Origin of the sequence: Microbacterium sp. Au-Mic1 (genome assembly GCF_021341785.1) — a bacterium.
Lineage (GTDB): Bacteria > Actinomycetota > Actinomycetes > Actinomycetales > Microbacteriaceae > Microbacterium.
The window spans coordinates 129,802-151,717 of sequence record NZ_JAJTTF010000003.1 but is presented as its reverse complement, the minus strand read 5'-3'; the positions used below and the strand labels follow the sequence as shown (position 1 = coordinate 151,717).

Annotated in this window: 18 protein-coding genes; 12 read left to right on the top strand and 6 right to left on the bottom strand. The window is 71.9% G+C overall.

Features of this window, described 5'->3' with window-relative positions; all coding sequences use genetic code 11:
- Positions 1 to 75 precede the first annotated feature (75 nt).
- Positions 76 to 753, top strand: a complete 678-nt coding sequence (locus tag LXM50_RS05275; RefSeq protein ID WP_233310248.1) for an alpha/beta hydrolase — start codon at positions 76 to 78, stop codon at positions 751 to 753.
- Here LXM50_RS05275 and LXM50_RS05270 read toward each other — a convergent pair.
- Entirely contained in the window at positions 717 to 1,097 is a 381-nt protein-coding gene (locus tag LXM50_RS05270; protein WP_233310246.1) for a hypothetical protein, read from the bottom strand. The genes LXM50_RS05275 and LXM50_RS05270 overlap by 37 nt on opposite strands.
- Positions 1,098 to 1,453: 356 nt before the next feature.
- On the opposite strand from LXM50_RS05270, the gene LXM50_RS05265 reads away from it, so the two are divergent.
- The 3 genes from LXM50_RS05265 to LXM50_RS05255 all read left to right on the top strand — a co-directional run bounded on the left by LXM50_RS05265 (position 1,454) and on the right by LXM50_RS05255 (position 4,271).
- Entirely contained in the window at positions 1,454 to 3,190 is a 1,737-nt protein-coding gene (locus tag LXM50_RS05265) for an ABC-F family ATP-binding cassette domain-containing protein (RefSeq protein WP_233310245.1), read from the top strand.
- A 109-nt stretch (positions 3,191 to 3,299) separates the two neighbouring features.
- On the top strand, positions 3,300 to 3,941 hold the full coding sequence (locus LXM50_RS05260; protein ID WP_233310244.1) for an NADPH-dependent F420 reductase: 642 nt from the start codon (positions 3,300 to 3,302) through the stop codon (positions 3,939 to 3,941).
- Between the two features lie 147 nt (positions 3,942 to 4,088).
- Complete coding sequence (locus LXM50_RS05255) at positions 4,089 to 4,271, top strand: PspC domain-containing protein (RefSeq protein ID WP_233310243.1); 183 nt, start codon at positions 4,089 to 4,091, stop codon at positions 4,269 to 4,271.
- Between the two features lie 18 nt (positions 4,272 to 4,289).
- On the opposite strand, the gene LXM50_RS05250 is transcribed toward LXM50_RS05255, so the two are convergent.
- Positions 4,290 to 4,718 (bottom strand): DUF6157 family protein, encoded by a 429-nt coding sequence (locus LXM50_RS05250; RefSeq protein WP_233310242.1) that lies wholly within the window; start codon positions 4,716 to 4,718, stop codon positions 4,290 to 4,292.
- Positions 4,719 to 4,836: 118 nt separating this feature from the next.
- On the opposite strand from LXM50_RS05250, the gene LXM50_RS05245 reads away from it, so the two are divergent.
- Genes LXM50_RS05245 through LXM50_RS05235 form a run of 3 tightly spaced genes read left to right on the top strand, consistent with a single transcriptional unit; the run spans position 4,837 to position 11,256 of the window.
- A complete protein-coding gene (locus LXM50_RS05245; protein WP_233310241.1) occupies positions 4,837 to 9,597 on the top strand; it encodes an ATP-dependent helicase in 4,761 nt (1,586 codons plus the stop codon).
- A 47-nt stretch (positions 9,598 to 9,644) separates the two neighbouring features.
- Positions 9,645 to 10,490, top strand: coding sequence for an EI24 domain-containing protein (locus tag LXM50_RS05240; RefSeq protein ID WP_233310240.1), 846 nt, complete (start codon positions 9,645 to 9,647; stop codon positions 10,488 to 10,490).
- On the top strand, positions 10,483 to 11,256 hold the full coding sequence (locus tag LXM50_RS05235; RefSeq protein WP_233310239.1) for a DNA-formamidopyrimidine glycosylase family protein: 774 nt from the start codon (positions 10,483 to 10,485) through the stop codon (positions 11,254 to 11,256). The genes LXM50_RS05240 and LXM50_RS05235 overlap by 8 nt, the downstream gene beginning before the upstream one ends.
- Positions 11,257 to 11,393: 137 nt before the next feature.
- Here the strand turns inward: LXM50_RS05235 and LXM50_RS05230 are convergent, their stop codons facing one another.
- Together LXM50_RS05230 and LXM50_RS05225 are read right to left on the bottom strand one after the other, a co-directional pair.
- Positions 11,394 to 11,801: a transferase gene (locus LXM50_RS05230; protein WP_233310237.1), complete on the bottom strand. Its 408-nt coding sequence runs from the start codon at positions 11,799 to 11,801 to the stop codon at positions 11,394 to 11,396.
- Positions 11,802 to 11,999: 198 nt separating this feature from the next.
- On the bottom strand, positions 12,000 to 12,431 hold the full coding sequence (locus tag LXM50_RS05225) for a hypothetical protein (protein WP_233310236.1): 432 nt from the start codon (positions 12,429 to 12,431) through the stop codon (positions 12,000 to 12,002).
- 85 nt (positions 12,432 to 12,516) lie between these two features.
- Here LXM50_RS05225 and LXM50_RS05220 point away from each other — a divergent pair, with 85 nt between their 5' ends.
- Both LXM50_RS05220 and LXM50_RS05215 read left to right on the top strand, forming a co-directional pair.
- Positions 12,517 to 13,290 (top strand): metalloregulator ArsR/SmtB family transcription factor, encoded by a 774-nt coding sequence (locus LXM50_RS05220; protein WP_233310235.1) that lies wholly within the window; start codon positions 12,517 to 12,519, stop codon positions 13,288 to 13,290.
- Positions 13,291 to 13,294: 4 nt separating this feature from the next.
- Positions 13,295 to 14,074 carry a LysR substrate-binding domain-containing protein gene (locus LXM50_RS05215; RefSeq protein WP_233310234.1) on the top strand — a complete coding sequence of 260 codons (780 nt, stop codon included), beginning with the start codon at positions 13,295 to 13,297 and terminating at the stop codon, positions 14,072 to 14,074.
- Positions 14,075 to 14,153: 79 nt separating this feature from the next.
- On the opposite strand, the gene LXM50_RS05210 is transcribed toward LXM50_RS05215, so the two are convergent.
- Positions 14,154 to 16,712: an ATP-dependent Clp protease ATP-binding subunit gene (locus LXM50_RS05210; RefSeq protein ID WP_233310233.1), complete on the bottom strand. Its 2,559-nt coding sequence runs from the start codon at positions 16,710 to 16,712 to the stop codon at positions 14,154 to 14,156.
- A 141-nt stretch (positions 16,713 to 16,853) separates the two neighbouring features.
- Between LXM50_RS05210 and LXM50_RS05205 the strand changes: the two genes are divergently transcribed.
- Positions 16,854 to 17,582, top strand: coding sequence for a GMP synthase (locus LXM50_RS05205; protein WP_233310232.1), 729 nt, complete (start codon positions 16,854 to 16,856; stop codon positions 17,580 to 17,582).
- Positions 17,583 to 17,621: 39 nt separating this feature from the next.
- On the opposite strand, the gene LXM50_RS05200 is transcribed toward LXM50_RS05205, so the two are convergent.
- The gene (locus LXM50_RS05200) at positions 17,622 to 18,110 is read right to left on the bottom strand and encodes a glutaminase (protein WP_233310231.1); all 489 of its coding nucleotides are present in this window, start codon (positions 18,108 to 18,110) and stop codon (positions 17,622 to 17,624) included.
- A 118-nt stretch (positions 18,111 to 18,228) separates the two neighbouring features.
- Here LXM50_RS05200 and LXM50_RS05195 point away from each other — a divergent pair, with 118 nt between their 5' ends.
- On the top strand, positions 18,229 to 19,257 hold the full coding sequence (locus tag LXM50_RS05195) for a LacI family DNA-binding transcriptional regulator (RefSeq protein WP_233310229.1): 1,029 nt from the start codon (positions 18,229 to 18,231) through the stop codon (positions 19,255 to 19,257).
- A gap of 183 nt (positions 19,258 to 19,440) precedes the next feature.
- Positions 19,441 to 21,834, top strand: coding sequence for a discoidin domain-containing protein (locus tag LXM50_RS05190; protein WP_233310228.1), 2,394 nt, complete (start codon positions 19,441 to 19,443; stop codon positions 21,832 to 21,834).
- Positions 21,835 to 21,916: the final 82 nt, after the last annotated feature.

Sequence of the window (21,916 nt, the reverse complement as noted above, 5' to 3'; positions counted from 1 at the left end):
CGGCCCCGCAGACGGCCGGGTCCACCCGCGGACGAAGCGGGTCCGCCGTGGCGCACGCTGAGGCAGGATGGAGGCATGGCCGAACCCGTGGAGATCGATCGCAGCGCGGTGCACTGGGCGCGACAGGGCGAGGAGCTGCCGCTGCTCCTGCTGCTGCACGGCTACGGATCCGATGAGCGCGACCTGTTCTCGCTCGTGCCGTTCCTGCCCGAGGGAGCGACCGTGGCGTCGCTGCCCGCGCCGCTGCCCGCACCGTGGCCGATGCCCGGACGATCCTGGTACCCGATCGACGAGCTGGAGCGCCGCGATCCGGCATCGGTGACCGCCGCCGCCGATGCCGTGTTGCGCTGGATCGACGCCGAGGCCGCGGATGCCTCCTCGATCGCCCTCCTCGGGTTCTCCCAGGGCGCCTCGGTGGCGCTGCAGGCGGCCCGCAGGGATCCGAAGCGGATCGCCGCGGTGGTGAACCTCAGCGGCTACGCGGCCCCCGGGGACCTGCCCGGCGACGCCGAGCTGCGCGAGCGCCGCACCCCGATGTTCTGGGGGCGCGGCTCGCGGGACGACGTCATCCCGCCCGCCCTCATCGTGCACACCGCGCAGTGGCTGCCGGATCACGTGGAGCTGACCGGGCGCGTGTACCCGGGTCTCACGCACAGTGTGTCCGAGGAGGAGCTGGCCGACGTGCGCCGGTTCCTCGACGGATGGCTGGAGAGCCTTCAGGATCCGGCGCCGCCGGAGTCCGCGGAAGGCTGATCCGGCTGCTCATCCGTGGCGGCGCGGCGCGGAAGGTCGGTACCGTGGCCCGGGAGGTCGGTGTCGCGGCCCGGGCCGTCGGCGCCGGGGTGGTCCACCGCTTCCGCCGGGGAGGCGCCTCCGGCTTCGGCGCGGCGCCGCTGCTCCTCGCGCTGCATGCGCGTGCCCGCCCAGGTGAACAGCACCATGACGGCCGCGCCGATCACGAGGCCGAGGGCGATCCCGGTGCCCATGTTGTGCAGCCCTGCGCCGAGCGCCACCCCCACGCCCATGCCGATCGCGAGGCCGGCGCCGAGGCCCACCCGGCGGAACGTCTCCCCGGATCCCGGCCGCTGTTCTTCCATGCCTCCAGGCTAGAGCCCCTCCCGAGAGCCGGCATCCGTCTCGCGACGGACCCGCTCCGGCGCAGCGGAGGCACCGTCGACGGCGCCAGGCGCTCGCGACACGCCCGGGTTGCACGATTCCCGGACGCCCGGTATCGTCGTCCGGGTCCTGTCCGCCGTGTAAGGAAGTCCCTTGATCTGAGTCGTCGCCTCCGCGTTCCATCCACGCGCTGATCCGACACTCCTTCCTGCCCTCGCACCTTCGGCACAGGCATCTCCGGTCCTCTGGATCCGTCCCTCTGCGACGGTCCCGCCCCTCGACGGGCTCACGAACCGGTCCGGCATCAGCGCACCCGAACATCTTCAGGGAGCCGCCCATGTCATTGCTCACCCCCACCTCCGCGGTCGTACTCGACCGTGTCACCTTCACCTGGCCCGACGGGTCCACCGCGCTCGACGCCGTCTCCGGCGCCTTCGGCGCGGGCCGCACCGGCCTCGTCGGACGCAACGGATCCGGAAAATCGACCCTGCTCCGCCTCATCGCGGGCGAGCTCGCCCCGACGTCCGGTCACATCATCGCGACCGGCGATGTGGCATACCTGCCGCAGCGCCTCACGCTCGACACGCACGCCCGCGTGGCCGAGCTGCTCGGCGTGGCCGGAGCGCTCGACGCCGTGCGCGCCATCGCCGCCGGCGACGTCGACCCCGCCCGGTTCGACGAGGTCGGCGACGACTGGGACGTCGAGGCCCGCGCCGAGGCGGCGCTGGCCGAAGCGGGTCTGGATCCGTCCTTCCTCGACCGCACCGTCGGCGAGCTGTCCGGCGGCGAGGCGGTGCTCGTGGCGATCGCCGGAATCCGCGCCCGTCGAGCCCCGATCACGCTGCTCGACGAGCCGACCAACAACCTCGACCGCGACGCGCGGGCGCGGCTCGGCGAGATGGTGCGCTCCTGGCGCGGCACGCTCGTCGTGGTCAGCCACGACGTGACACTGCTCGAGCTGATGGACGACACCGCCGAGCTGTACGGACGCGAGCTCAGCGTCTTCGGTGGTCCGTACTCGCAGTGGCGCGCGTGGCTGGACACCGAGCAGGAGTCCGCCCGGCAGGCCGAGAAGGATGCGAAGCAGGCGTTCAAGAAGGAGAAGCGGCAGCGCATCGAGGCCGAGCTGAAGCTGGCGACCCGGTCGCAGATGGCGAAGAAGGCCTTCGAGGAGAAGCGCGTGCCGAAGATCGTCGCGAACGGTCGCAAGATGGCGGCGCAGGTCTCCGCCGGCAGACTCCGCACCGAGGTCGCGGAGAAGGAAGGCGCCGCCCGCGCCGCGCTCGACGAGGCCGGGCATCGGATCCGCGCCGATGCCACGATGAAGATCGAGCTGCCCGATCCGGGCGTCTCCCGGAGCCGCCGCATCGCGACGATCGGAGATGCCGAGCGCTCCTGGACGATCCAGGGGCCGGAACGGATGGCGCTGATCGGGCGCAACGGGGTCGGCAAGACCACGCTGCTGCGGCGGCTCGTCGCGGCCGCAGACTCGGCTGCCGCCGACGCCGCGCCGAGTTCGGGCTGGATCACCGTCCCGGCCGAGGATCCCGTGCACGTTCCGCACTCAGGATCGATGGCCGAACCGACGCCCGAAACCGCCGATCTCCGCGGATCCGCGGAATCCATCCTGCGAACGGTCGCGCACACCGACCGCATCGGGTACCTGCCGCAGCGGATCGACGGCCTCGACGAGACCGCGACCGTGGTGGAGAACGTCGCGGCGCGCGCCCCGGAGATCCCCGAGAAGGAGCTGCGCAATCGGCTCGCCCGGTTCCTGATCCGCGGCGCGGCCATGGACCGTCAGGTGGGTGCGCTCTCCGGCGGGGAGCGCTTCAGGGTCGCGCTGGCGACGCTGCTGCTGGCGGACCCCGCACCGCACCTCGTGGTGCTGGACGAGCCGACGAATAACCTGGATCTCGACACCGTGGACCAGGTCGTGCAGGCGCTGCGCGCCTACCGCGGGGCCGTGCTGATCGTCAGCCACGACGACGCGTTCCTGCGGCGCCTCGACCTGGATCTGACGCTCGAGCTCGACGCCGAGGGCGCGCTCTCGGAGGTGGCGCTCGGCGCCTGACCCGCACGGCGCGCACCCGGATGCCCATCGGGGCCGGCCGGGTGCGCGCCACGCACGCGTCTCCGACGCATCGGGAATGCGGTCGTGCGATCCCGCTGTTGCGCACGTCATGACGACAATCGGAATCATCGGAGCAGGACACATCGGCAGCGCGGTCGCAGAAGCCCTCGCGGGTCTCGGCTACGACGTCGTGATCGCGAACTCGCGCGGTCCCGAGTCGCTCGACGGGCTCGTCGCGCGACTCGGGCCCCGCGTGACCGCATCCACCGCGGCCGGCGCCGCCGAGGCCGCCGACATCGCCGTGGTCACCGTCCCGTTGAAAGCGGTGGCCGACCTTCCCGTCGCGCCGCTCGCAGGGAAGATCGTGCTCGACACGAACAACTACTACTTCGAGCGGGACGGCCACATCGAGGCCCTCGACCGCGGAGAGACCACCACGTCGCAGATCCTGCAGGACCACCTTCCGAACTCGAAGGTCGTGAAGGCGTTCAACCAGATCAGGGCCGCAGAGATCCTGACGACGGGGTCTCCGGCGGGGTCGCCCGATCGGCGCGCCCTCGGCACGGCGAGCGACGACGATGACGCGGTCGCACTCGTGACCGACCTCTACGACCGGCTCGGGTTCGACACGGTGAGCGCCGGCCCGCTGAGCGAGTCCTGGCGCCTCGAACGCGACCGCCCCGCATACGTCACACGGCAGAACGCCGAGGAGCTGCGCGCCAACCTCGCCGCCGCGAACCGCCTGCCCTGACAGCGGACGGTTCGGCGCGCCCCTGATCGATGGCCCGTTTCGAAGCGCGCAATTGGCTCCATTTCACCTCGAAACACGACCATGTGCGCGCTTCGAAACCGGGCGTGGATCCAGCGGGCGTCCAGGGCCCGAGGGCAGGATGAGGGCATGAGCACCCTCGTCCGCCCCCGCAAGGGCCGCATCATCGCCGGCGTCTGCGCTGCGCTCGCGCACCGGTTCCGCTGGCCCGTCCTCCTCGTGCGCCTGCTCGCGATCGTCCTCATGGTGTTCGCGGGCCTGCCGCTGTGGGTCTACATCGTGCTGTGGATCCTCATCCCGAAGGAGAAGTGACCCGCCGGATCCGGTGGCTCAGGCGCGCTTCGACCGCATCGCGCGGGTGTGCCCGAGCGCCGGATCCGCCGCGAGCAGGGCGTACTCCTCGGACTCCCGCGGCACCAGCGTGACCCTTCCCTCGGCGTCGCTGAGCACTCCCCAGCCGTAGCGCTTGCCCAACGGCGACGCGCGCAGGCAGGCCTGCCCCTTGGAGAAGAAGTCCTCCCGCGCCTGGACGTCGTCCGGATCGATGCCGCGGCGCAGCGCCCAGGTGGCGAAGATGACGTCATCGGAGGTCCGCTCGAACGGGTGCTCGGCGATCATCCGGTAGTGCAGCGCGCCGATCGTGGGGACGGACTCCGCGCTCATCGAAGGGCTCGCGGGCGGTTCCTGCGCGTGATCCGTGGGGCAGTCCTCGGCCACCTCGATGAACGTGCTCGTGTAGTTGGTCGTGTGCTCGGCCATGGATCCATGCTCGCATCGGTCGGCGACGCCGGGCTTGGAGATCCGCGACAGATCCGTCGGCCATTGCGCCCTCGGCGGATCCACGCCGAATGTCGGCGGCACCGGCGAAGATGGACGGATGGGCGATGTGCTCGACCGCTTCACCCCCGCAACCCAGGACTGGTTCCGCGGGGCGTTCACCGCACCCACCGCGGCGCAGACGGGAGCGTGGGAGGCGATCTCCGGAGGGAAGCACGCGCTCGTCGTCGCGCCGACCGGGTCGGGCAAGACGCTCTCGGCGTTCCTCTGGGCGATCGACCGGGTGTTCCGCGAGCGCGTCGCCGAGGGGGTCGACCCGGATCCGCCGGCCCCCGGACGCGCCGTGAAGGGACGCGCACCGCGGAACGATGCCGAACGCCCCGGCCGCACCCGCATCCTCTACATCTCGCCGCTCAAGGCCCTCGGTGTCGACGTGGAGCGCAATCTGCGCTCACCGCTCATCGGCATCGGGCAGTCCGCACGGCGGCTCGGGATCCCCACGCCCGCGGTGACGGTGGGCGTGCGCTCGGGCGACACGACCTCCTCCGACCGGCGCCGGCTCGTCACCGATCCGCCGGACATCCTGATCACCACGCCCGAGTCGCTGTACCTCATGCTCACGAGCCGCGCCGGCGACACCCTGCGCGACGTGCACACGGTGATCATCGACGAGGTGCACGCCGTCGCCGCGACCAAGCGGGGCGCCCATCTCGCGGTCAGCCTCGAGCGGCTCGACCAGCTGCGCCGCGCGGCCGGCGCCGAGGCTCCCGTGCAGCGGATCGGGCTCAGCGCGACCGTGCGCCCGATCGACGAGGTGGCGAGGTTCCTCGGCGGCGCGCAGCCCGTCCAGATCGTGGCGCCGCCCGCCTCGAAGACCTTCGACCTGCAGGTCGTGGTGCCGATCGACGACATGCTCAACCCGCCGCCGCCTCCGGGCACCGAGGAGACGCCGCGGCCGTTCGGGGCCGACCGCGTCGACCAGGCCGTCGGAGGGGCCGACGCTTTCGGCGAGAACACCGAGATGACCGGATCCGTCTGGCCGCACGTCGAAGAGGCGATCGTCGAGAAGATCCTGCAGAACCGCTCCACGATCGTGTTCGCCAACTCGAGGCGCCTCGCCGAGCGGCTGACGGGGCGGCTGAACGAGATCTACAGCGAACGGATCGGCCTCGATCTGCCGGCCGCGATGGTGCCGGCCGCGATGATGGCGCAGGCCGGGTCCACGGCCGGTGCGGATCCGGTGCTCGCGAAGGCGCACCACGGCTCGGTCTCGAAGGAGCAGCGGGCGATCGTCGAGGAGGAGCTCAAGTCGGGCGTGCTGCGCTGCGTCGTCGCGACGAGCAGCCTCGAACTCGGCATCGACATGGGCGCGGTCGACCTCGTGATCCAGGTGGAGGCGCCGCCGTCCGCCGCGTCGGGCCTGCAGCGCGTGGGGCGCGCCGGTCACCAGGTGGGCGAGATCAGCCGCGCCTCGCTGTTCCCCAAGCACCGCGGGGACGTGCTGCACACCGCGATCGTCACCGAGCGCATGCTCGCCGGGCAGATCGAGGCGATCAGCGTGCCCCGCAACCCGCTCGACATCCTGGCTCAGCAGACCGTCGCCGCGTGCGCGCTGGACCCGCTCGACGTCGAGCAGTGGTTCGACACCGTGCGCCGCAGTGCGCCCTTCGCCGCGCTGCCCCGTTCGGCGTACGAGGCGACGCTCGACCTGCTCGCCGGCCGCTTCCCCTCCGACGAGTTCGCCGAGCTGCGCCCGCGCCTCGTCTGGGACCGCGATGCCGGCACCCTGACCGGGCGCCCCGGGGCACAGCGGATCGCTGTGACGAGCGGCGGCACGATCCCCGACCGCGGGCTGTTCGGCGTCTTCGTCGCCGGCGAGACCACGGGCGCGCGCGTCGGCGAGCTCGACGAGGAGATGGTCTACGAGTCCCGGGTCGGCGACGTGTTCACGCTGGGCACGACGAGCTGGCGGATCGCCGAGATCACGCACGACCGGGTGAACGTGATCCCCGCGTACGGGCAGCCCGGCAAGGTCCCGTTCTGGCACGGCGACGGTCTCGGGCGCCCGTTCGAGCTCGGCGAGGCGCTCGGCGTCTTCAACCGCGAGGTGCAGGGGGCTGCGCCCGACAAGGCCAGGGAACGGCTCAGCGCGGCCGGGCTAGACGAGCGTGCGCAGGCCAACCTCCTCGCGCACCTGAACGAGCAGAAGGAGTCGACGGGCACGCTGCCCACCGACCGCGCGCTGACCGTCGAGCGCAGCCGCGACGAGATCGGCGACTGGCGGGTGATCCTGCACTCCCCCTACGGACAGATGGTGCACGCGCCGTGGGCCCTGGCCGTGAACGCGCGGATCCGCGAGCGCCTCGGCGTCGAGGGATCGGCGGTCGCGAGCGACGACGGCATCATCGTCCGCGTCCCCGACGCCGACGCGGAGCCGCCCGGAGCCGAGCTGTTCGTCTTCGAGCCCGAGGAGCTCGAGCGGATCGTGACGGACGAGGTGGGCGGATCCGCACTGTTCGCCTCGCGCTTCCGGGAGTGCGCGGCGCGCGCCCTGCTGATGCCCCGGATGAATCCCAACCGCCGCACGCCGCTGTGGCAGCAGCGGCAGCGCTCGGCTCAACTGCTCGAGGTCGCCCGCAAGCATCCGACGTTCCCGATCATCCTGGAGACCCTGCGCGAGGTGCTGCAGGACGTCTACGATCTCCCGTCGCTGCGACGTCTCGCGACCGGCATCGCGGAGCGGCGCATCCGGCTCGTCGAGGTGCAGACCGCCCAGCCGTCGCCCTTCGCCCGCGACCTGCTGTTCGGCTACGTCGGCGCGTTCATGTACGAGGGCGATTCCCCGCTCGCCGAGCGCCGGGCGGCCGCGCTGTCGGTGGATCCGGCCCTGCTGGGCGAGCTGCTCGGCACCGTCGAACTGCGCGAGCTGCTGGACCCCGAGGTGATCGCGCAGTTCGAGCGCGAGGCGCAACGACTCGACCCCGCCCGTCGTGCACGCGGCATCGAGGGCGTCGCGGATCTGCTGCGCATCCTGGGGCCGCTGGATGCGGGTGAGGTCGCCGAGCGGCTGGAGCCGACCGCCGACCTCGCGGAGACGGAACCATCGGGGCCGAGCGCGTCGGCAGCCCCGACGGCCGAAGCCGCCGCCCACCTCGCCGCCCTTGTCGACGCCCGCCGCGCGATCGAGGTCACGATCGGCGGCGTGCGCCGGGTCGCGGCGATCGAGGATGCAGGGCGCCTCCGCGACGCCCTCGGCGTGCCGCTCCCCGTCGGCATCCCCGTGGCGTTCCTGGAACCGGTCGCGGACCCGCTCGGCGACCTCGTCGCCCGGCATGCGCGCACGCACGGCCCGTTCCTCGGATCCGCCGTCGCCGCGCGCTTCGGTCTCGGCACGGCCATCGTGCGGCAGACGCTGCAGCGTCTCGAGGCCGACGGGCGCGTCACGAGCGGGTACTTCCTCCCGGACGCGGGACCCGCCCGGGCGTCCGCGACATCCGCGGGCCCCGACGAGACGGAGTGGTGCGACACCGAGGTGCTGCGTCGGCTGCGGATGCGCTCGCTCGCGGCGATCCGCGGCAGCGTCGAGCCGGTGTCGCCGGCCGCGTTCGCCCGGTTCCTCCCGGAGTGGCAGCACCTGTCGCGGCCTCTCGAGGGCATCGACGGCGTCGCGACGGTGATCGAGCAGCTCGCCGGCGTGCCGATCCCCGCGAGCGCATGGGAATCGCTGGTGCTGCCGCAGCGCGTGCGCGACTACTCCCCGGCCATGCTCGACGAGCTGACCAGCTCGGGCGAGGTCGTCTGGGCCGGGCACGGAGCCCTCCCCGGCCGCGACGGGTGGGTCTCGCTGCACCCCGTGGATCTCGCGCCGTTCACGGTGCCGTTCGCCGAGGAGGCTCCGGAGCCCGGATCCCTCGAGGCCCAGCTGCTCGCCGCCCTGGCCTCGGGCGGCGCATACTTCGCCGCTCAGCTCCGAGAGTCGACGGGCGCCGAGAACGAGGCTTCCGTGGTGGAGGCGCTGTGGAACCTCGCCTGGTCGGGCCACGTCACGAACGACACCTTCGCCCCGATCCGGTCGCTGCTGAGCGGCGGCAGCCAGGCGCACAAGGTGGCCCGCCGGGCCCCGCGCACCCGCACGTTCCGCGGCATGTCGCTCGCGCGGCCCGCCTCCGCGCCCCGGCCGCTGAACGTCGGCGGGCGCTGGTCGCTGCTGCCGGAGGCCGAGACGGATCCGGCCCGTCGCGCCACGGTCGCCGCGGGCCTGCTGCTGGACCGCTATGGCGTCGTCACGCGCGGATCCGTGCAGTCGGAGGGCATGCCGGGAGGCTTCGCCCAGGCATACCGCGTGCTCGCCGGCTTCGAGGAGGCGGGGCACTGCCGGCGCGGCTACGTGATCGAGCGGCTCGGTGCCGCTCAGTTCGCCGCGTCCGCCACGATCGACCGCCTCCGCACCTTCGCCGGACTCGCCGATCCGCCGCCGCGCACCGCCCGCACCCTCGCCGCGACGGATCCGGCCAACCCGTACGGCGCCGCGCTCGGCTGGCCGCGCCGGGACGAGGTCTCGCACCGCCCCGGCCGCAAGGCGGGGTCCCTGGTCGTCCTCGTCGACGGTGCGCTCGCCCTCTATCTCGAACGCGGCGGCAAGACCGTGCTCGCCTTCACCGAAGACGAGGACGAGCTGCGCGCCGCGACGGCGGACCTCGCCGCGACGGCGAAGGCACGGCGCCTGGAGACCCTGACCATCGAGAAGGTGAACGGCGAAGGCATGTACGGCACCGCCGCGGGATCGCTGCTCGGGCGGCTGCTGCAGGAGGCCGGATTCGTCGCCACCCCTCGCGGCTACACCCTGCGAAAGACGTTGTGATCCGACCCGGATCCGCTGCGCATCGACAGGACGCCTACCCTGGTGGCATGATCCGTGAGTTCGCCGCCGGATTCGGCACCCTCGTGCGCGGATTCGGCCTGTGGCGCACACACCCGCGCCTGCTCGCACTCGGGCTGATCCCCGCTCTGATCAGCGTCGCGGTGCTGGCTGCGGCCCTCGTCCCCTTCGGCCTGTCGCTGGGTTCCCTCACGGCCTGGATGACGCCGTTCGCCGACGGGTGGCTCACGGGATGGCGCGACGCGCTGCGCATCGCGATCGGCATCGTGCTCTTCGTCGCCGCCACCGTGCTGTCGGGGCTCGTCTTCACCGCACTGACGCTGACGATCGGCGATCCCTTCTACCAGCGCATCTGGCGTGGCGTGGAGTCATCGCTGGGCGGGGAGGAGCCGACGGGCGAGACCGGGTTCTGGAGCACGGTCGGCGAAGGCCTCCGGCTGATCGGGCTCGGCGTGCTCGTGGCGCTGTTCACCCTGCTCCTCGGCTTCATCCCGCTCGTGGGCGGGCCGCTCGCGACCGTCGTCGGCGTTCTGCTCTCGGGGCGCCTGCTGGCACGGGAGCTGACCGGGCGCGCCTTCGACGCCCGGGGTCTCGGCCACGACGACAGGCTGCGGCTGCTCGGCTCCGGACGGGCGCGCGTGCTCGGCTTCGGCGTGGCCACGCAGCTCTGCTTCATGATCCCGCTCGGCGCGGTCATCACCATGCCGGCGGCGGTCGCCGGATCCACGATGCTCGCCAGGGCGCTGACCGAGCGTGCCGCGAACGGCATGAACGGCCGCGGGCCCGGCGACGAGGCCCGACCCGTCGGCAAGGTCCGGCCCACCGACGAGGCTCGGCCCGTCGAACCCACCGGGGAGGCGTCCGCGCATGCCTGAGGGCGACACCGTCTACCGTGTGGCGCAGCGCCTCGACGGCGCACTGCGGGACGGCATCGTCACCCGCTTCGACCTGCGCGTGCCCGAGCTGGCGACCGCCGACCTCACCGGATCCGTCGTGCACGCCGTCGTGCCGCGCGGCAAGCACATCCTGATGCGGATCGGCGACTCGACGCTCCGCTCGCACCTGCGCATGGACGGCGCCTGGCACCTCTACCGCCCCGGCGAGCGCTGGCGGGCGCCCGGCTACACCGCCCGCGCGGTCGTGGGCACGGCGGAGGCCGAAGCGGTGGGCTTCGACATCTCGATGCTGGCGCTCGTGCCGACCGCGCTCGAGGAGACCCTCGTCGCCCACCTCGGACCGGACCCGCTCTCCGCCGACTGGGACCTTGCCGAGGCCGCACGGCGCCTCGGCAAGGATCGACGCGCGATCCACGTCGCCCTCCTCGACCAGCGCAATGTGGCCGGGTTCGGCAACGAGTACGCCGCTGAGCTGCTCTTCCTGCGCGGCGTGCGGCCCACGACTCCCGCCATCGATGTCGATGTGACGGCACTGCTGGAACTGGGCGCGCGCACGATCCGGGCCAACCGCGACCGTCTCGACCGCACCTTCACCGGCGTCGCCCAGCGCGGCCGCACGACCTGGGTCTACGGGCGCGCGCACCGCACCTGCCGCCGCTGCGGTGCCCTCATCGAGAGCGGCGAGCTCGGAGCGGACCCCACCGAGGAGCGCCGCACGTTCTGGTGCCCCCGCTGCCAGCGCTGAGCACACCACCCGCTCGATTCCCGGATCCTCTGCAGCGGCCCGCCGACCGGAACGCGAAAGACGCGCACCCCACCCGGGGTGCGCGTCTTGTTCCTGCGATGCTGCGGTCTGCTCTTACGCCGGTGCGGCCGCGGCGTTCACGCCGCGAGCCACAGGCCCTTTCGGTCGGTGTCCAGCGTCATACCGGCGGCGACGGTCTCGTCATCGCCGATCTTCGCGCCGCGCGCGATGTGCGCGCCGGCCCCGACCTCGGTGCGCACGCCGATGGTGGCGCCGTCGCCGATCACCGACCCCTGCCCGATGTGGGCATGGGCCTCGATCCGGGCGTTCACGCCCACGATCGCCTCGGGCTCGATCCAGGCGCCACGCGCGACATGCGCGCCGGCCCCGACCTTCGCACCCGGTTCGACATAGGCGCCGGCCTCCACGACCGCCTGCGGGTGCACCTTGGCACCGTGCGCGATCAGACCACGGCCGTTGGCGTGCTTGCGATAGCGCAAGGTGCCGCCGTGGCCGTCCTCGATGTCGACGTAGTTCTTACCCACGAAAACCTCCCGTGCCCGGGACTTTCCCCGGATACATCTGCAACCGCGAACGAGCCGGATCTATTCCCGTGCACGCAGTTCGCGCGTGTCGTGGCATCGCGTCGACCACCCGCCGGGCAGCGGCCCCCGCGCACCGCGACGGCGCACCCTCCTCCACGCGCCATCGCGGTCTCCAGGTCCGCGGAGGCCGGATCCGACTCAGCGGCCCGGATCGCCCTTCCGCCCGGCGGCCAGGCTCGACAGCGCCAGAGCACCGACCAGCAGCCCGAAGTCGCGCAGGGCGATGTCGAGGTATCCGCCGACGCTGACGAGACTCACGATGATGCCGAGCAGCCAGAGCGCCACGACGTATCCTCCGATCCGGGGAAGGACCGCGACGAGGATGCCCGCGACGATCTCGACGGCTCCCACGATGTACATGAAGGTGTGCGCGTCCATGCCGATCATGCCGTTCATCCACGGGGCGAGGTACGCCTCCCAGTCGGGCTTGAGCACGCGCACGAACTTGTCCAGTCCGAACAGGATGGGCGCGACGGTGAAGACGGTCCGCAGCAGCAGGAAGGCCTGCCGGTATCCGTCCTGCAGCAGCGGAGGACGGGCCACGGTCTTGGTCTGGGTCGAGGTGGTCATGACAGCTCCCTTCTAAATGTGTATTTTCTTTAAATTAGAACCGGAGCCCTCTAAAATCAAGAGGATCTTCAGTTAGAGTGTGGCCATGAGCATCTCGGAGCAGGCGGCGGGGATCGGCGCCCTCGCCGATCCCACGCGGCGAGCGCTGTACGAGCATGTGATCGCTCAGCCCGACGCGGTGACCCGGGAGAGCGCGGCCGATGCCGTCGGCGTGCCGGTGCACGTGGCGCGCTTCCAGCTCGACCGTCTCGTCGATCTCGGACTGCTCGACGCGGAGTTCCGTCGACTCTCCGGGCGCAGCGGCCCCGGTGCGGGGCGTCCATCCAAGCTCTACCGGCGCACGGAGAAGACGATCGCCGTGTCGCTGCCGCCGCGGCGGTTCGACCTGGCGGGGCATCTGCTCGCCCGCGCCATCGAGCGCTCGGCCGACGGCACCCCGATCGATGCCGCGCTCCGCGACGCCGCGTACACGGAGGGTGACGCGTACGGCACCCGGGTCCGCGCCGATCCCGCGCCGGATCCGGCAGCAGGCGGAGCCCCGGAGCGCGCCCTGCCCCGCGACGGGAGCGCGGCCCCCGAAGACGACGCGGAGCAGGAGCTGGAGCGGATCCGCCACGCGCTGGCCGGCCAGGGCTACGAGCCCCGCCCGGTGGACGACGAGCTCGTGCTGGCGAACTGCCCGTTCCACGACCTCGCGCGCACTCACACCGACCTCATCTGCGGCATGAACCAGGCCTACGTCGCGGGGGTCGCCGAAGGACTCGGCTGCCGCCACCTCGAGGCGCGGCTGGAGCCTGACGTCACCCGGTGCTGCGTCGTGATCCGCGCGGAGGATCCGCCGCACCCGCCGGTACGCTGAACGCATGAGCAGACGAGGCGCATCCGGCGGACGCAAACCCGCGGTGCGCTCGGCCAAGGGCGGCGCCCGCAGCACCGCCGGGGGTCCTGCCGCCAAGGGCAAGAGCACGGGCAAGGGTTCCGGCAAGAGCGCGCCGCGCGGCAAGAAGGCGGAGAAGGTCGTCTTCGACGCTCCGACCCCTGTCGCGGAGGAACCCCGCACGCTGCGCCTCGGCGCGGTGCCGGGCGCCACCCCGGGACGCTGGATCGACACCTGGAACGAGCGGATGCCGCTGGTGACGCTCGAGCTCGTGCCGATCGCGTTCGCCGGGCAGCGCACGGCGATCACCGAGGGCGCCGTCGACCTCGCGCTCGTGCGCGCACCGTTCGACAAGGACGGCATGCACGCCATCCCGCTCTATGAGGAGCTTCCGGTGGTGATCGCCTCGACCGAGTCTCATCTGCTCGCCGCGGAGGAGCTCTCCCCCGCGGACCTGGAGGGCGAGACGCTGCTCACCACGCGCGAGGACGTGCTGGGCCCGCTCGACCTGCCGACGACGCCGTCACGGATCCCCCCGCTCGACACCGTGGAGGACGCGATCCAGACCGTCGCCTCCGGCGTCGGGATCCTGGTCGCGCCGATGTCGCTGGCGCGTCTGCACCACCGCAAGGACATCGAGTACCGGATCCTGCGCGATGCGCCCGTCTCACAGGTGCTGCTGGCCTGGCCGGCCGACGCCACGACGCCCGACATCGAGGCTTTCGTCGGGGTCGTGCGCGGCCGCCGCGCCAACTCGTCCCGCTGACCGCGCGCTCGGACCCGGTGCTCCGCCGGCCCGTGCACGAGGGCCAGGACCCCGTCGGCCCCGGCCCTCGCCCTGCGGGTCAGGCCGCCTGCGCCATCTCCGGGGTCGCGGTGACGAGCAGCAGGCCGCCCGCCGCGTCCACGACCACACGACCGCCGTCGCCGAGCTCGCCCGAGACGAACAGGTCCGCGATGCGGTCGTCCACCTCGCGCTGGATCAGGCGGCGCAGCGGCCGAGCCCCGTACTCCGGCTCGTAGCCGTGCTCACCGAGCCAGTCCACCGCGGCATCGGTGACGTCGAGCGTCACCTCGCGCCCGGCCAGGCGCCGGGAGGTGGCCTGGAGCAGGAGCCGCACGATGCGGCCCAGCTCCTCACGTCCGAGCTTGGAGAACGGCACGATCTCGTCGATGCGGTTCAGGAACTCGGGCCGCATGGCCTCGCGGAGCTTGCCCATCACGCGCGCCCGCAGGTCCTCCTGCGAGGCGAACCCGTTCGCGGAGGCATCCTGCGACGCCACGAACCCGAGCGCACCCGACCGCGAGGCGAGGAACTCGGATCCGATGTTCGACGTCATCACGATCACGGTGTTGCGGAAGTCGACCGTGCGGCCCTGACCATCGGTCAGGCGGCCGTCGTCGAGCACCTGCAGCAGCAGGTTGAACACGTCGGGGTGCGCCTTCTCGATCTCGTCGAACAACACGATCGCGTAAGGGTTGCGCCGCACGCGTTCGGTGAGCTGGCCGGCCTCGTCGTAGCCGACGTATCCCGGAGGGGCGCCGACGAGCCGCGACACCGTGTGCCGTTCGCCGAACTCGCTCATGTCGAAGCGGATCACGGCGGTCTCGTCGTCGAACAGGCGGTCGGCGAGGGCCTTGGCGAGTTCGGTCTTGCCGACGCCGGTGGGACCGAGGAACAGGAAGGATCCGACGGGTCGACGGGCGTCGCCCATGCCGGTGCGGCTGCGGCGCACGGCCCGTGCCACGGCGGCGACCGCGTCGTCCTGCCCGATCACCCGAGCGTGCAGGTCGGACTCGAGGTCGGCCAGGCGCTCGCGCTCGCCCTCGGACACCCGGCTGACCGGGATGCCCGTGGCACGCGCGATCACCGCGGCGATCTCGCCCTCCCCCACGACCGCCGACTCGACATCCGCCCGGCGGGCGGTGCTGCCGGCGTCGTCGATCCGGGCCTGCACGGCGGCGATCTCGTCGCGGATCCGCGAGGCCTCCTCGTAGTGCTCGGCGCCGACCGCGGCGTTCTTGCGTGCCTCGAGGTCGGCCAGCTCGGCGAACAGGGCCGCGACGTCGGTCACGACGCCGAGGCGCAGCCGCAGTCGGGCGCCGGCCTGATCGATGAGATCGATCGCCTTGTCGGGCAGCACCCGATCGGGCAGATACCGCGCGCTCAGCTCGACGGCGGCGCGGATCGCGTCGTCCGTGTACTCGACGGCGTGATGCTGTTCGTAGGCGGGCTTGAGCCCTTCCAGGATGCGCACGGCGTCCTCGATCGAGGGCTCGGCGACCTTCACGGGCTGGAAGCGACGCTCGAGGGCCGGATCCTTCTCGATCCGGCGGTACTCGGAGAGCGTGGTCGCCCCGACCAGGTGCAGGTCGCCTCGCGCGAGGCGCGGCTTCAGGATGTTGCCCGCGTCCATGCCGCCGCCCTCGCCGGATCCGCCCGCGCCGACGACGGTGTGCACCTCGTCGATGAAGACGATGATCTCGCCCTTGTGCGCGGCGATCTCGTCCATCGTCTGGGTCAGACGCTCCTCGAAGTCGCCCCGGTAGCGGGTGCCGGCGAGCATCGCCGGCAGGTCGAGCGCGACGACACGGCGTTCGGCGAGCTGCGCGGGCACGGCGCCGTCGACGATCGCGCGGGCGAGACCTTCGACGATCGCGGTCTTGCCGACGCCGGCCTCGCCGATCAGCACCGGGTTGTTCTTGGTGCGACGGCTGAGGATCTCGATCGTCTGCTCGATCTCGGAGGCCCGGCCGATCACCGGATCCAGCTCGCCCGCACGCGCACGTGCGGTGAGGTCGAGGCCGAACCGGTCGAGCATCGGCGTCTCCGATGCGGGCTGCGCGGCCGCCCCGTCCTGGTCGGGCGCCGCACCTGCGGGCAGGGGCTCGCGCAGACCCTGGGTCAGGGCCTCGGCGGTGACGCCGGCGCGGGCGAGGATCTGGCCCGCGGGGGCGTCCTGTCCGAGCACGAGCGCGAAGAACACGTGCTCCGGCTCGATGTAGGTCGCACCGGACGAGCGCGCCACCTGGTAGGCGTGGAACAGCGCGCGGCTGGCGCTCGGGGTGATGGTCGCGGCGTCGATGTCCGAGGCGTCACCGGGTGCGGGGAGGCGGGTGTCGACGGCGTCGACGATGGCCTGCGGCGTCACGCCGATGTTGCGGATCGCCTGGTCGACGGCGTCGTCCTCGACGATCGTGCGGAGGACGTGGAGGGCGTCGAGTTCGGTCTGGCCGCGCTCGAGCGCGAACCGGCCGGCGCGCTGCAGGATGCGCTGAGTGCGCACGGTGAGGAACCGGCTGAGGTCGATGGACCGGGTCTGCCGGGCCTGCTCACCGGCGAGGTAGCGGGCGAGGAACTCGTCGAACGAGCCCGAACCCGCGTCGGTGAAGTCGTTGGGCATTTCGCTTCCTCTCAAACTTGAGCGTTGTGCTGTCAAGTTCAACGCGAGTCCATCTCGGGTATTCCCGACTCCGCTTCCCGACTGTTCCGGAGCGTTGCATCGCGACTCGGCGGCGCTGCTCCCCTCCCCTAGAATCCAGGGATGGCCTCGCTTCTGTATGTCGGCGTGCGCCCTGAGCTGGATGCGGCGACGGCGGAGCGCGCGTCGTTCCGTGTCGCCCTCGGCGTCGACGCCGACGGGCTCGACCGCATCGACCTCACCACCACGGCCCTGCCCGACGACGTGTTCGACCGCTACGCCGGCTTCGTGATCGGCGGCTCGCCGTTCAACGTCACCGACGTCCGCAAGTCCGAGACGCAGCGACGGGTCGAGTCGGATCTGGAGCGGATCGCGGAGCGGGCGATCGACGGCACCACCACCGCGTTCTTCACCTGTTTCGGGATCGGCGTGATCACGCGCCTCCTCGGCGGCGAGGTCGGCATGGACAGCCCCGAGGAGGCGACCGCGGCCGAGATCCGCACCACGGCCGATGCCGTCGCGGATCCGCTCTTCGGCCCCGCCGGGCCCGTGTTCCACGCCTTCACCGCGCACAAGGAGAGCGCGGTGACCGTGCCGCCCGGGGCCGTGCTGCTCGCCGGCAACGACACCTGCCCGGTGCAGGCGTACCGCGTCGGGGCCGATCTGTACGCGACGCAGTTCCATCCCGAGCCCTCGCCGCGGGACTTCGCCGATCGGATGGTCTTCTACCGCACCACGGGGTACTTCGACCCGGACGCCTTCCACACCGTGCAGGAGGCGGTGCTCGAATCCGTGGTCACCGAGCCGGCGCGGATCCTGCACCGCTTCGGGGAGCGCGCCCTCGCCCGCTGAGGCAGGGCCTCGAGCGAGCGCCCGAGGCGGGCGCTTCGCTCAGTCGCCGAGCCCCTGCCGCAGCAGCGCGATCCGCTCGTCCAGATATCCGCTGAGCGGCGTGAACCCGCCCGCCGCGGACCACCGCACGGACGGCACGCCGTCGATCAGCGCGAGGGGGCCCGACGAGCCGCCGGCGGACACGGTCGCGACGTCGATCGGCGTCCATCCCACATGCACGGTCTCGCCGTCGCCGAAGCCGCCGCGGGAGGCCTGGGCACGTCTCTCGGCCCTGGCCCGCGCCGACTCCGCGGCATACCCTCGGCGCACCGGCGCCGCGGCGCGCAGCACCTCGGCCGTGGCGTACACCGCGTCGTCGTCGATGAGCAGCACGCCGACGTGCCAGGCGGATCCGGCGCGCACGATGCGCGGCGCCCGCCATCGCGGGGTCTTCTCACGCCCGAGCGCCTCCCGCGGCACGCCGGAGAGAGCCGTGCGCGCACGATCCAGGAGCGCGCCGAGCGGGTCACCGGGTTCCGACGAGGTCACGGCTCAAGGCTATGCCCGCGCGAAGACCGCCGCCCGGCATCATGCGCGTCCGCGGATGTGATCGATATCATGCACGTGTGCCGGGCGACTCCCGTGCGCCCGCCGACGATCGGAACCCATGACCACCGCCATGACGCCGGATCCTCGCCGCATCCCGGGGATGGCGGATGTCGCGCGCCTGGCGGGAGTCTCGGCACAGACCGTCTCCCGCACGCTGAGCGGCAACCCGAGCGTGCAGCCGGAGACCAGGGCGAAAGTGCTCGCCGCGGTCGAACAGCTCGGCTACCGCCGCAACAACGCCGCCCGCGCCCTGTCGTCCGGGCGGAGCAGGGCGATCGGCGTCGTGTCGCTGCGCACGGGCTTCTACTCGCGCACGGCGGTGGCCGTCGGCATCGAGACCACCGCATCCGAAGCCGGCTACATCGTGAACTCCGTGACGACGCCCTCCCTGGACGCGGGCGAGATCGAGCAGGCGATGTCGCGCCTCGCCGACCAGGGCGTCGAGGGGATCGTGCTGGCGGTCCCGCTGATCTCGACGACACGCGCGATCGACGAGCTGACGCGGACGGTGCCGACCATCACGATCGACGGATCGCGCACGGCGTCGACCCAGGTGGTCGCGGTCGATCAGCGCGAGGTGGGCCGGATCGCGACCCGTCACCTGCTGGACCTCGGCCACGAGACCGTGTGGCATGTGGCGGGGCCCCCGCAGTGGCTCGACGCCTCGAGCCGCACCCAGGGCTGGCGCGAGGCTCTCGCCGACGCCGGCCGAGAGGCGCCGCCCGAGATCGTCGCGGATTGGTCCCCCGAGTCGGGCCACCGCGCCGGCCGGATCCTGGCGCGCATCCCCGAGGCGACCGCGGTGTTCGTCGCGAGCGACGAGATGGCGTTCGGTCTCTCGCGCGCCTTCGCCGAGCGGGGCCGGGCGATCCCCGAGGACGTGTCGATCGTGGGTGTCGACGACATCCCGCTCGCGGAGTTCTGCTCCCCTGCGCTCACCACCGTCGCCCAACCGTTCGGCGAGGTGGGCCGCATCGCCGTGGAGCACCTGCTGCACGCGATCTCGCACCCGGGCGCCGTGCCCCCCGTGGAGTCGATCACCCCCCGACTCGTCGTGCGCAGCTCGACCGCCGCTCCCCGTCGCTGACCGCGCCAGGGCCGCCTCTCCGCCTCGCACACGCGACCACCCTCGGCGCCATCGACGATGTTTGCGATATCTCGTGACGGCGATTGCGCGTTGCAATTCGCGGAATCTTCTTGATGTTAGCGATAACTTGGGGGTACCGTGGCCGATGTTCTCCCCGCCTCAACGACGCAGCAAGGAAGACCGATGCCTCCACAGATCCTGTCCCTCCCCCGCACACCGCGGGGCCTTCTCGCCGGGGGCGCAGCGCTCGCGATCGCCGCGACGACGCTGAGCCTCGGCGCCGTGTCCGCGGCCCATGCCGACGCCGCGCCGCCCGCCGGTGCCGCGATCCCCGACACGGGCTACACGCTGCTCGACGTCGACTCCGAGTCGGCGCCATACCCCGCGCCGCCCTCGCTCGACGGCACCGCGAAGGGCGCGTTCGACGGCGACTACTCGACCCAGTGGGCGTCGAACTACAACGGCGGCACGCCGGATCCGATGCCGCACTACCTCACGTTCGACATCGGCGCCTCGCACCTCCTCACCGGTCTCGGCTATTCCGTCAAGGTGCAGGGCAACGGCCCCGCCAAGGACGTGCAGGTGCTGACCACGAACGACCCGGCGGTCGCGAAGGACGGCAGGAACAGCGGCTGGACGCCCGCGGGCACGGCGACGTTCTCGCAGCCCACGAGCAACACGCAGATCCAGTACGTCACCTTCGCCCAGCCGGTGTCGGCGCGCTACGTCGAGTTCAAGGTCCTGGACGCCGTGAACGGGTCGAACAACGCCTCGGCCTCCGAGATCGTCGTCTACACGACCGACCCGATCGTCACGCCCACCCCGACCCCGACGCCCACCCCGACGCCCAAGCCCGCAGCGGCGACGGTCACGACCGACTCCGTCGACGACAGCACCTGGCAGTACCCCGACGACACCCCGGCCAGCCCGTTCATCGACGCCGACGGCACGTTCCACTTCGGCGAGTCGCACGCGAACTACTACAACGAGCCCGACGGCAGCAACGGCGACATCCGGCAGTGGAACTGGTACACCGGCTCGAACTTCGACACGGCGAAGCCGAACGATGCGCTCAACGCCGCCGGCACCAACCCGGATACGACCGACTTCTGCAACGCCAGCCCGACCGGCGTGGAGTCGACGAAGGCGCCGGCAGGATCCAGCTACACGCAGCCGAACTACTGCGACATCACCCAGATGTGGGTCGACCCCGACTCGGGCGACTGGTACGGCCTCGTGCACAACGAGTTCACCCCCAAGCCCTTCGGCGACGGGCTGCACTACGACGCGATCGACTACGCGGTCTCGACCGACAAGGGCAAGACCTGGACCATCCCCGGGCATGCGATCACCTCGCCCTACAGCACGACCCGCGGCGACACCACGGCGTTCCCGCAGCAGACCTACTCCTACGGCGACGGCGACCCGCGCCTGTACGTCGACCACGCCTCCGGCTACTTCTATGCGTTCTACGGCTCCCGCGTCGTGAACAAGACCGGCGGCTGGGTGGCCTTCTACGAGCACGTCGCCCGCGCCCCGATCTCCGGCAAGATGGCGACCGGCACCTGGCAGAAGTGGTACGACGGCGCCTGGACCGAACCCGGCATCTCCGGCAAGGAGAGCAACATGGTCCCCGTCGCCGACGACACCGAGACCGGCTACACACCGGTCGACAAGGAGTACGACCCGAACACCCCGGGCACGGCGCAGCAACAGATCAAGAACGGGCAGATGCCTGCGACCTCGCCGCTGTTCGTGATGGACGTCACGTACGACGCCTACCTCGGCCTGTACATCGGACAGCCGCAGAACCCCGACCAGTCGGGCAAGGCGCCGCAAGAGTTCTACGCCACGAAGAACCTGGCGACGCAGAAGTGGTTCCGTCTCGGTGACACCGGTTCCGCGTACACCACGGCCTCCTGGTACCGGTGGTTCGTCGACCCGGCCAACAAGACGAGCTCGGCGATCGTCGGCAAGTCGTTCCGGTCGTACTGCTCGTTCGGCTGCATGGGCGATGCCTATGCGCAGCTCGCCAACATCACGATCGATGCCGGCCCCTCGGTCTCGCCGGCCTCCGCGGTCGACACCACGAAGGCCTACACGATCGCCAACGCCGACGGACGCAAGCTCTCCGCGTCCGGCAACGGGAAGAAGCTGACGACCGCCGGATCCGTGAATCGCAAGAACGGCGCCTGGACGTTCACGGCCACCGGCGACGGCGCGTACACGATCGCGACCCAGGCCGGGGCGCTCCTCGGCGTCGACGCCTCGTCCACGGCCGGTCGGGCCTGGGGCGCGGGCCTGACGCTCACGGACAAGGCATCGGCCGGCGTCGGGCAGCAGTGGTTCGTCGTGCCGAACACCGATCCGACGAGCGGTGAGGCGACCGGATCGGTCCGGCTCGTGAACCGCTACTCGGGGCTCGTGCTGGGCATCGACACGTCCACGGCCGCGACGACTCCGGGCCGCACCTGGGACAAGCCGGCGTCGCACGGAGGCTCGAGCAGCGGGCAGGCGGGCCTGTTCACCCGGCCCGGCGACCAGACGCTGAGCCTGGCGGAGTTCTCCGGGAACTGATCGCGGCGGATCCGACCACCGATCCTCGACGGAAGGGATCCGGGCCCCGCGCCCGGGTCCCTTCCGTCGTCTGCGCGCACGA